Here is a 10,127-nt window from a genome sequence, read left to right as displayed (position 1 = left end):
ATATCTAATAAAACTAATTAGCAAAACTGTACATAAGAATATTGGCACAATCATACAAAAAAATATTGACATTAATATAATGCGGTATTTGGATAAATTGTTTGTTTTTCCGATTGTAATATTAGTCTTGTCCCCTTACTCTGATGGAATATATACTTACCTTTAATAAATGCTAAATTTTCCATTTTGAAAAACTGCAATCCCCCAATAAGCAACCAAAATAGTAATTAAATTAATTAGTGGTAATAAACTAAATATAAATGCTCTTTTATATAATTTTAATTTAAGTAAATATATTGATATTATTATTGATATTAATATAATCACTGGAGCTGAAAAATTAGATATGAAAAGTATCCATGTATAAAAACTCTCATTTGAACCTGGAGCATCAAACATCATTGGAGAAACCATTGCTATTAATATGCTAAAAGGAAGTAGCAAGCATAGTATAATATTAATAATTCTTGTTATAATTTTAAAGATTTCATCTTCTTTTGAGTTCATAAATCCTTTACCGCCTTAAATTATTGTATATTTTGCCATTATCAAACATATCTATAATTTTAACACCACATTATTCAATTTTCAATGAACATAGTTTGTATTTTTACAATTAATTTTTATATGGCATAATAACTAAATGATGCAAAAATACCGCATATTCATTTGAATAATACGGTATTATGAATAACTTATTTAATTGTATATTGATTTCATCATTTCACAAAAAGCGCACTGCACATAATGCTTAATTTCTATGTAAACTTAACATAAGTCTTTTACGAAATATGCAACACCAAAACTCCTACCAAGTTTTTTCCCAACATTGAGTAATCTTCCATATTCAATGAACCCATTGCTTTTATGAAAATCAATGCTACCAATATTTTCTGTAGAGCTGTCAGCCAATAGCTTTTTCACCCCAATCGTTCTTGCCTTATCTTCGATTATTTTCAAGGCAAGGCTACCAGCTCCCTTGCCTGTGTATTCGTGGTGAATAAAATACATTACTTCAGCTACTTCAGAAAATGTGGACATAGCCATATGCGGTTCTAATGTACAAAAGCCAACTATTTTATTTGTAACTGTTTTTATCACGAAACTACAAAAAACATCAGGTCCTTCTAAGAAATTTAGTGAAAAATCCTCATCTACAACTTCTTCACGGTAAGCTGCGGTTGTATTTTCAATATAGTAATTCAGGATATCAGCTACTTCTTTTTGATGCTTCTTTTCTAATTTTTCAAAAATAAAATCCATAAAGTCTCCTCCTTGCAATTTTACTAATGTGTACTATAAATAATCCTCAGTTCTCTTTATTTGCCTATTATGAATTAATTATAACATATTTTGTAAATACCTCATTATTCAATTTTCAAACAACATATATTCTTTAATCCGTATTTTAATCAAAGTATGAAGCAAAATACCGCAAATTCACCTATGAATACTGCAGTATTTTAATATATTATTTATATTTACTTTTTAAGCTCCTTAGCAGATTGGAATTTATATTATATTTTTAAAAGTTCTTTTTGTTTCTTTTTACTGAATTTAGATAGCACTAGTTGATAAGACTTGTCTAATATGTCTTTTAATAATTCATCTGGTACATTTCCATTAAATTTAACCGAATTCCAATGTACTTTATTCATATAATATCCTGGTATAATATCCTCATATTGTTGTCTAAGAAAATCCCCTTCTGTTGGCTCCAATTTTAAAGTTATATAATAAGGTTCATCATTTTTATCTAAACAAATTGCCGCAAACATTTTATCTCCTAAGGAATAACGTATCCAATTCCAATCTTTCTGCAAATCTTTAGACACACCACTTTTTTTTACCAAATATTCATCTATCCATTGATATTTCATATAGTATCTTTGTCACTCCATTCTTTACATTGTTTAATGCGTTTTCCATTATCCCCTTGTTCCTTATCATATGCAAATTTATTAAGTAGTTCACATGTAAACTTCTCACAAGTTCCACAGTGTTCATTTCCTTTTGACTCGCAACATGATTTTACAGAACATTTTTCTCCCCAAAATGGTTTTTGAATATTAGCACATCCACCGCACCCCATTTGCTCTCTGTACTCACAGTCACTACACAATATTCCACATCTAGATTCTATTTTGTTAATTCCATTTTTAATCATGTTATCCTCCCTATAAAATTCTATTTATCTGTATCTCTCATACAAATAATTTTTACTTAAGATTATTTTATTATCATGAATCAATTATAACATATTTTGTAAATACCTCATTATTCAATTTTCAATCAACATATATTCTTTAATCCGTCTTTTAATCAAATTACGACGTAAAAACACTGTAAAATTTAAATTTCAATAATACAGTGTTTTAATAAATCGTTCGTCTTTTTAGTTGTTACGTTAAATAAGAATGGTGCGAATTAGTTCAACTTTATACTTCAATCATTTTGTATTATTTTCTACTGCTGCTACTGCTTCAATTTCTACCAATTGATTTGTATATCCTAATACTGTAACTCCAGATAAGGTGCTTGGAACATCATGATTACCAAACTCTTTTCTTATTGCTTCCCATGCAGTTACCAAATCTGACTGATTTTGAGATGCTACAAGAACTCTGGTATATACAACGTCTTTCAAAGTGGCCCCACCGTCCCTCAGTGCTTCCTTCAAATTCTCTACACAAAGTTTTGCCTGAAGCTCATAATCACTCAAATTGGGTACTTCTCCATCTCTATTAATGGGACATGCCCCTGCTAAAAATAATAAGTCCATTCCTGAAGGTATGCGTCCAACATAAGCATAATCTACTAGAGCTAAATTTGTAGAATGAATTAATGATATTTTTTTATTCATTTTGACCCTCTCCTTTTGTTCTAATATCTAGGACAAGAATTACAAATTCATTTTTTAAATGAATTTTATGTTCAATATCATTTTAAAGCTTCTATATTTTTTAAGAAAGATAATAATCACTTCTATATCATCTTTTACACAAAAGCTACCACACATTACAAGAGTGGTAGCTTTAGCTTATTTATCCTTTTTATATACAATTTTCTTAATACTACTATCTGAAAGGAAGAATTCCTCAGCCAGATTGCTAATTGATTGCCCACCTATATATTGGTTTAATATCTTTGCATTTCTAGCTTTTATATAATCTCGACTTTTAGATTTTTCACCCCATCTTTTTCTCTTTTCAGGAAGGGAAGGGATGTATATATATTCACCTTGAATATACTTTTGAATTTCTTTAACTAAATTATCTGGTAATATTCTATCAATTCTTACATATTTCATAAAGTTCACTTCCTTAAATTTATTATTTAATTAAGGAAACAAAGCCTGTATATGTATGAATTTATTTATGTATTGCGAACTAAAAAATACCGCATATTCACTTTTGAATAGTACGGTATTTACTTTATATTTAATTTTTATATTATAAGAATATTGCATATTAGACTATCCTATAATTATTCTTATATACCTATCTTGTTCTTCATATACTTACAGTATTCCAATGCAAGTGAATGATTCAGTACAATATTTTTGTCTGAACTATAACATGCAAGTGCTTCTTTTATTAATCTTCGATATTTACCATCAATATTTTTTATTCCCCATTCTCCACCTTCTTTTTTTGAAAGCACCAATCTATCTTGTACATACGCCAAAACTCTGCAAAGGTTCAAAATAATATAAATTGAATTATCTATTACTTCATCTTGTGAACCGGCAATATCTCTCTTAATACTATCTAAATATGCTTCTGATGGTATGTCTCCGAAAACATCATTAATTGGTCTTCCATATAGAACAATGCCCCGATTCTTAGTTATGACGAAATGGGCTGCTAAATCATGGTCTTTACCATTCATTTTTTCAATATATTCAGTTGGATTACTCTTATACCAGTTTAGATGCATATTTGAAGAATGCAAATCAAACGGAGTTGGATAAACAAAATTTTTACAATACTCACTTCTAATTATACTCATTTCTATTCCTTTTGCTGGTGCATTATCATTCAAAACAACAATAACGTCCATAAACATTTTCTTTTGAAGGTCTGTAATTGCACTTTCTACTACAAACAAAATATCCAAATCGCTTTTCGTCGGATTAAAGCATCCCATTGCAATAGACCCATGCAGATATATCCCAATCAGATTCTTCTCGAAAATACGACAACTATATTTAACTAATTCATCTAATAACTTTTTCATTTCCATTATATCCCCTCATATAAAAATAAATAATCTTTAATTCGCCATTTAATACAACTATGACTTAGCTCATAAGAAAAGTTTATCACATTTACCACTTTTCTACATTAATCTTCAATATACTTGAGATAACTTTTATTTTTTAATACCGTACTATTCAATTTTAAAAGAACAAATTTTAATACTTATTTCGCTTTATTTTCAAAATGTACATCATACCCTACTTTTATTTTTTTAAATTTAAACAAGCTATTCATTGAAAATTGATTTAGAAACTCTTATAGATTTTTGTTTAATTTTTTTGACCTAATCCAAGGACGGATTAGCCGGTGCATCAGACAAGGACGTCGCTTCTCCGGGTAGTCATAAAAATCAGATAAAAATATATTTAGAGTTTCTTTGAAAATTTCACAGATTAGCATTTTATATTTTTTCATTATTATTTTTTAACACTATAATTTTAAAATTTTTAGGCTTTTCTAAGTATTATATGATTATAAAATGCAATATTAAGATAATCTTTTATATCTGCTACTTTCATTTCAAGTTTATACATTTTTTCTTGCCAATCCTGTCCATACTTTACATCATTATTTTGTTGTAATCCCCAAAATGTTCTAACTCCAAGTGTTTTTTCAATACTAATATCCTTATCCCCTATCCACTGCTTGATGTCATTTATATCATAATAATTTACTTCTCCAAAATTCATAACTTTAACTCTTCCACCATCTAGTAAATATATAGCTTCATCTAAATTATTTTCAAAAATAGCTTTTTGCATTATCCTACCTACATGATTATGCTTTACTATGGATATTATCCCATTAGGTTTAAGAACTCGATAGAATTCTCTAAATATATCTTTTCTATCCTTTGCATATTCAAAAACATTATGACATACTATAACATCAAAAAATTCATCTTTCTGCTGTTTTAAAATTTCTATATCTCCAACTATTTGTTCATATATATTTTCATCTATTCTCATTTTTATCATATCTTTATTAGGTTCTATGGCAACTACCTCATTGTCTTTTGCTAAGTGATTTGCTGTAACGCCTAACCCACTACCAAAATCAAGAATTTTCATACCATTTTTTATAGGTATTTGCTCCCATACAATTCTATAAAATAACAACCACCATGGTTCTTTTAAATTTTCAGCATATGTTTTTAAATCATTCTTTATCATACTTCACCTTAACCTCCTTTGTGTTTAAATTTACTATCCTTGTTCTTGTATCATACTTTGATATATATATAGGTTCTCCATCACTATCAATACAATATGAAATAGGTATTGAGATTCCACAATTTCTATATGAACCATCTGCATGACTTGTTCCTAATACTATAGTTTTATATGTTCTTGCAATTTTTTTAGCTTCATTTATCCATAACTCAAATTGATCATCACTAAACATTCCTACACCAATTGGGTGGGCAATAAAATTAATTTTTGAAGTTACTTTTTTAAAATCTCTAACCCCTTTCAAAATTTCCATACATAAAATATATCCAATAGTTATGCCATTATAATTAACTACTAATGGATTACATAATTCTTCACTAACATTTGAAGATGTTTTTGATCTTTCTAAAATTTTCTCACCATAATTACTTATTATTACTGCTCTATCTTTATTATCTTTTCTGTAAGATGTAATAATTGTTGTATTATATTCTCTTGCAATATTACAAGCATTTTCTAAAGCCTTTTCATCAAATAAATATCCTTCTGGATATAAAACAACATCTATTTCTTTATTTTTTTCTATTTCTCCTTCAATTTGTTTAACTCCTCTTTCATGTATTGGTTGTCCTATTAAAATTCTCATATACATTGCCTCCACATAACAACACTATTTTTGGGTATTATTCTTGTTATATCATAGTATTTTTTCATATAATCTAAACCAGTTCAATCCATAGTTTCCAAGCCCTAAATCAACTGTATCAATATATTTAAAACCACATTTTTCATACAATCTTATAGCCGGCATATTATTTTCGTAAACATCTAATCGAATTGACTTTACCTTTGACTTAATACTATGTTCAATGGAAAAGTCAATTAATGCTTTACCTACACCACATTTCAAAAAATTTGGATGTACTACAAATGTATATATAACAAAAACATCTGAATAATCAAATTCAAAATTCCACTTAGCTTTATAATATGCAGGCTCAGGTTCATGACTTAAAATAAGTGATCCAACTATTTTGCCATTATTTTTTGCTACATAAAGATTACAATTTTTAATTCCATCAATTGCATCTTGACAAGTAGGATATATACCCTTTCTCCATCCAGGATAATTTATTTCCTTTTCTAAATAATCATTTAAATCATTATAAAGCTCTTCCAATTCATCAATATCACTTGGTTTTCCTAATTCAATAATAATATTCATATGCATATTTCTCCAATCACTAAAAGTATAAATATAGGGTTATAATATGAAGTTTATTCATTTATCAAATGTGAAAATTTTAAATTGCTAGTTAAGAGTTATTGAAAATATCTACTATTATTTATTTTTTATAAAGTTTTTATTATTAAATTATACGTCTAATTTTTAGTATTTTTTGAAGAATATTGTATATTATTTATAACATTTATATAAATATTTTTAACATTGTTCATAGTATTTTAATTTTCAACTTCTTTTTCTATACTCTCTCATATTAAATTAAATAATAGTTTAAATTACTTATATTTAATTTCCTTATCTTGCTTTTATATTTTTAACTACTGTACTAATTTTTTTTATTTATTTGATTATTTTTTGAATAAAGTATTAAAGCAAATCATAACTATTATAAAGAAACACAATCAGCTATAAAAAATTATATATTACTTTAAAATATAATTTTTATTCAACCATATTACTGGAGGTTTGTTTATGAATAGTGACAGTTTTTATAGAGATACATTTGTACTAACTATTTCAAATCTTGCTATGGCAGTTATAAGATTTATTTTTTCTATAGTTCTTTCGGACAAGCTTGGTGCAGAAGGAGTAGGACTTTATGGACTTATAATGCCTATTTATGATTTGTTTTGTTGTTTAGTTTGCGGTGGGCTTGTTGCTGCCGTTTCTAAAGAGGTTTCATCATATTATGGAACTGATTCTTATAAAAATATGAATAAAAGTGTTAGATATACATTATCTTTCATATTAGTTTGGGCAATATTTGTAACCATTATAATGTTTGCTTTGGCACCTTTTTTTAGTAAATACATTATAAAAGATATCAGAACTTTATATTCCTTATGGGTTTTATGTCCTGCACTGATATTTATAGCTCTATCATCAGTTTTAAAAGGCTATTTTTTTGGAGTTATGGAAGTTAACACACCAGCAATAATAGATATTGTAGAAAAAGCATTAAGACTTTTTGTAACACTATCTTTAATAGACTTATTTCTTCTTAAAGATATTTCAAAAACAGTAACAGCTACATACTCATCCTTTGCTATTGGAGAATTTGTTAGTTTCGTTTTATTATATATTTTCTTTAAGAAGAGTTGTAAAAAATTCGATTATTCTTTAGGAAAAGATAAACATGTAGAAAATGGTGCTCAGCTCCTTTTTAATTGTCTAGTTGTTGCGTTTCCTTTAGCTGTCAATGGGTTTCTTACCACTGCTATAAGTAGTGTATCTACTTTGCTTATACCAGGAAGGCTTGTAACAGCAGGAATGACTCATACCTTGGCACTAGAAGCTATAGGTAAGTTTTGTGGAATGACACTTAATATAATATTTTTTCCTATTGTAATAGTAATTTCTATGGCTACTATTCTAGTCCCTGACATATCTAAAAACATTACAAAAGGAAATTATTCTGCTGTAGAGTGTAGAGTGAATGAAGTAATAAAAATGTGCTTTATATTAGGAATTTCAATAATGCTTGTTTGCTTAGTAATACCTACAAATCTTGGTATGCTTTTTTATAAACGTAACGATTTAGATGCTTTCATTAAAGCTGCAGCATTTTCAGTTCCATTTTTGTATGGTTCATCCTGTACTTATGGTATCTTAAATGGGCTAGGTAAACAAAAGGCTATTCTTATAAATTCTTTAATTACAGCTGTTGTAGAGCTTATTTTAATGTACATTTTGATGGCTATACCATCTATAAATATATTTGGCTTTGCTATAGCTATATTTGTATCTTCTTTATTAGGTCTTATATTGAATATTCTAGAAATAAATAAATCTGTTCATTTATCAATTAGCATATATAAATTTTTTATAATTTGTCTTTTAACTTTAATAACAGCATTTCTTCTTAGAATTTTCAATGCTATTATTCCTAATGTTAATTTCATCATTAAAAATATCTTCTTAATTTTTATAGGTAGTGGATTATTTTTCTCATCTATATTTATAATAAGAAAAAACTCTGATTCTTGTAAAAATCTATGAAAATAACCACTCAGAAAATGAGTGGTTATTTTATACTTGATTATGTTTTAAAATACTGTTGAAAATACATGAATAATTAAAGGAAGCCATTCGACCTCACTTAATTCAAATTACAAGAACAGTTATGGTATTTATAATAAACTTCTATATTTTCTATAATAAAAATAACTATCACTTTCCATGTTAGGTTGCTTATGCTCAATAGGTGTTCGTTTTTCAAATAATTCAAAACCACATTTTTTTGCAAGATTGCAAGAAGGTGTATTTGCACAATCAATAATCAAAATAAGATACTTTATCTCTGACATACTAAAACACCAATTGACTAAAGCATTTACTGCTTCTTCTGTGTATCCCTTTCTCTGATATTTTTCTGACATAAAATAGGCTACTTCAACTTCATTCAATGTATCTTCCAATCCCATGCCAACCATTCCTATCATCTCATCTGTATCAGTTAATGCGATTACATATCTTTTGTTTTCATAGATATTTGTTGAACTTTTTTTACTTTGGTGCCAATCAATGTATTCAAAATAAGATTGTGGTGAATTGCTATTTTCCGCCCAATCAGGCATAAAACGAAGAATATTCTTTTCTCTAACAATCTTATATTATCATTTATACTATTCTCATGTTATTCTTATCCCGTTGCCAAAACATTATAAAACTTTATAAAGCTTGTTTAATTCCCTATTCAACGTGTCCCATTTTGCTAAGAGCTACTTTGGTTTGATATAACACTCCAAGGGCTTAACTTCCCATACAACGCATGGTACACCTCAGTCATAATTGTTTAAGTAATTATGCTGAATATCTACTAAGATTTATACTTGCATTATAATCTCTATCTATAACACAACCACACTCTTCGCAGATATAAGTTCTTTCAGATAATGAAAGTTTAGTCTTTACATGTCCACATTCACTACAAGTCTTTGAAGATGGATACCATTTATCAGCTTCTACAAACTCTATTCCATATAACTCACATTTATATTGCATTTGCCTTTTAAACTCATACAAACATTGTTCTGCAATAGCTTTTGATAAATGTTTATTCTTCATTATTCCCTTGATATTAAGTGTTTCCATAACTACTCTTGATGGCTTGGTTTTCACTATCTTATTAGTAGCTTGGTGTAAGTGATTATCTCTTATATTTGCCAATCTCCTATGAAGTAATCTTATTTGCCTTTCAAGTTTTGCAATGTTCTTAGTTTTGACAAACTCCCTTCCTTTTTTATTTTTTTCATATTTTCTTGAACATTGTCTTTGCTTTCTTTTTAAAGTCTTTTTTAACTTTTTAATTACTTTAGTTTTATTAATATTTTTAAAGGACATTCCATTGGAGCATATAGCTAAGTCCTTGACTCCAACATCTATGCCTATACTTTCATCAGTTAGTTCTACTAATAGTTTTTCTTTTTCAATACCAACTGCTATAAA

Annotated in this window: 13 protein-coding genes; 1 reads left to right on the top strand and 12 read right to left on the bottom strand. The window is 27.6% G+C overall.

The features are described 5' to 3' along the window. Positions 1–162 precede the first annotated feature (162 nt). From AZI32_RS16275 to AZI32_RS16230, 10 genes are all read right to left on the bottom strand, one after another. Positions 163–507 (bottom strand): hypothetical protein, encoded by a 345-nt coding sequence (locus tag AZI32_RS16275; RefSeq protein ID WP_061996906.1) that lies wholly within the window; start codon positions 505–507, stop codon positions 163–165. A gap of 261 nt (positions 508–768) precedes the next feature. Then, positions 769–1,281, bottom strand: coding sequence for an N-acetyltransferase family protein (locus AZI32_RS16270; RefSeq protein WP_345968964.1), 513 nt, complete (start codon positions 1,279–1,281; stop codon positions 769–771). A gap of 236 nt (positions 1,282–1,517) precedes the next feature. Then, positions 1,518–1,880: an MmcQ/YjbR family DNA-binding protein gene (locus AZI32_RS16265; protein ID WP_061996898.1), complete on the bottom strand. Its 363-nt coding sequence runs from the start codon at positions 1,878–1,880 to the stop codon at positions 1,518–1,520. After that, positions 1,877–2,167: a DUF3795 domain-containing protein gene (locus tag AZI32_RS16260; RefSeq protein ID WP_010291955.1), complete on the bottom strand. Its 291-nt coding sequence runs from the start codon at positions 2,165–2,167 to the stop codon at positions 1,877–1,879. Before AZI32_RS16260 ends, AZI32_RS16265 begins: the two co-directional genes overlap by 4 nt. 282 nt (positions 2,168–2,449) lie before the next feature. Then, complete coding sequence (locus AZI32_RS16255) at positions 2,450–2,863, bottom strand: RidA family protein (protein ID WP_061996897.1); 414 nt, start codon at positions 2,861–2,863, stop codon at positions 2,450–2,452. A gap of 177 nt (positions 2,864–3,040) precedes the next feature. Further along, positions 3,041–3,310: a CD3324 family protein gene (locus AZI32_RS16250; RefSeq protein ID WP_061996896.1), complete on the bottom strand. Its 270-nt coding sequence runs from the start codon at positions 3,308–3,310 to the stop codon at positions 3,041–3,043. Positions 3,311–3,492: 182 nt separating this feature from the next. Then, complete coding sequence (locus AZI32_RS16245; protein ID WP_275934994.1) at positions 3,493–4,239, bottom strand: aminoglycoside adenylyltransferase domain-containing protein; 747 nt, start codon at positions 4,237–4,239, stop codon at positions 3,493–3,495. Between the two features lie 469 nt (positions 4,240–4,708). After that, positions 4,709–5,434, bottom strand: a complete 726-nt coding sequence (locus tag AZI32_RS16240; protein ID WP_157450954.1) for a class I SAM-dependent methyltransferase — start codon at positions 5,432–5,434, stop codon at positions 4,709–4,711. Next, positions 5,421–6,080: a hypothetical protein gene (locus tag AZI32_RS16235; protein ID WP_061996889.1), complete on the bottom strand. Its 660-nt coding sequence runs from the start codon at positions 6,078–6,080 to the stop codon at positions 5,421–5,423. Before AZI32_RS16235 ends, AZI32_RS16240 begins: the two co-directional genes overlap by 14 nt. Positions 6,081–6,131: 51 nt before the next feature. Beyond that, complete coding sequence (locus AZI32_RS16230) at positions 6,132–6,659, bottom strand: GNAT family N-acetyltransferase (RefSeq protein WP_061996887.1); 528 nt, start codon at positions 6,657–6,659, stop codon at positions 6,132–6,134. A 492-nt stretch (positions 6,660–7,151) separates the two neighbouring features. On the opposite strand from AZI32_RS16230, the gene spoVB reads away from it, so the two are divergent. Continuing rightward, on the top strand, positions 7,152–8,678 hold the full coding sequence (spoVB, locus tag AZI32_RS16225) for a stage V sporulation protein B (protein WP_061996885.1): 1,527 nt from the start codon (positions 7,152–7,154) through the stop codon (positions 8,676–8,678). A 131-nt stretch (positions 8,679–8,809) separates the two neighbouring features. Here spoVB and AZI32_RS16220 read toward each other — a convergent pair whose 3' ends face one another. Both AZI32_RS16220 and AZI32_RS16215 read right to left on the bottom strand, forming a co-directional pair. Continuing rightward, complete coding sequence (locus AZI32_RS16220; RefSeq protein WP_345968965.1) at positions 8,810–9,268, bottom strand: GNAT family N-acetyltransferase; 459 nt, start codon at positions 9,266–9,268, stop codon at positions 8,810–8,812. Between the two features lie 214 nt (positions 9,269–9,482). Beyond that, a partial coding sequence (locus AZI32_RS16215) for an RNA-guided endonuclease TnpB family protein (protein WP_157450952.1) occupies positions 9,483–10,127 on the bottom strand: 645 nt, incomplete at its 5' end.

This window comes from Clostridium sp. ATCC 25772 (assembly GCF_001573875.1).
Lineage (GTDB): Bacteria > Bacillota > Clostridia > Clostridiales > Clostridiaceae > Clostridium_J > Clostridium_J senegalense.
The sequence above is the reverse complement of the archived record's forward strand: the minus strand, read 5'-3'. Positions and strand labels throughout refer to the sequence as shown.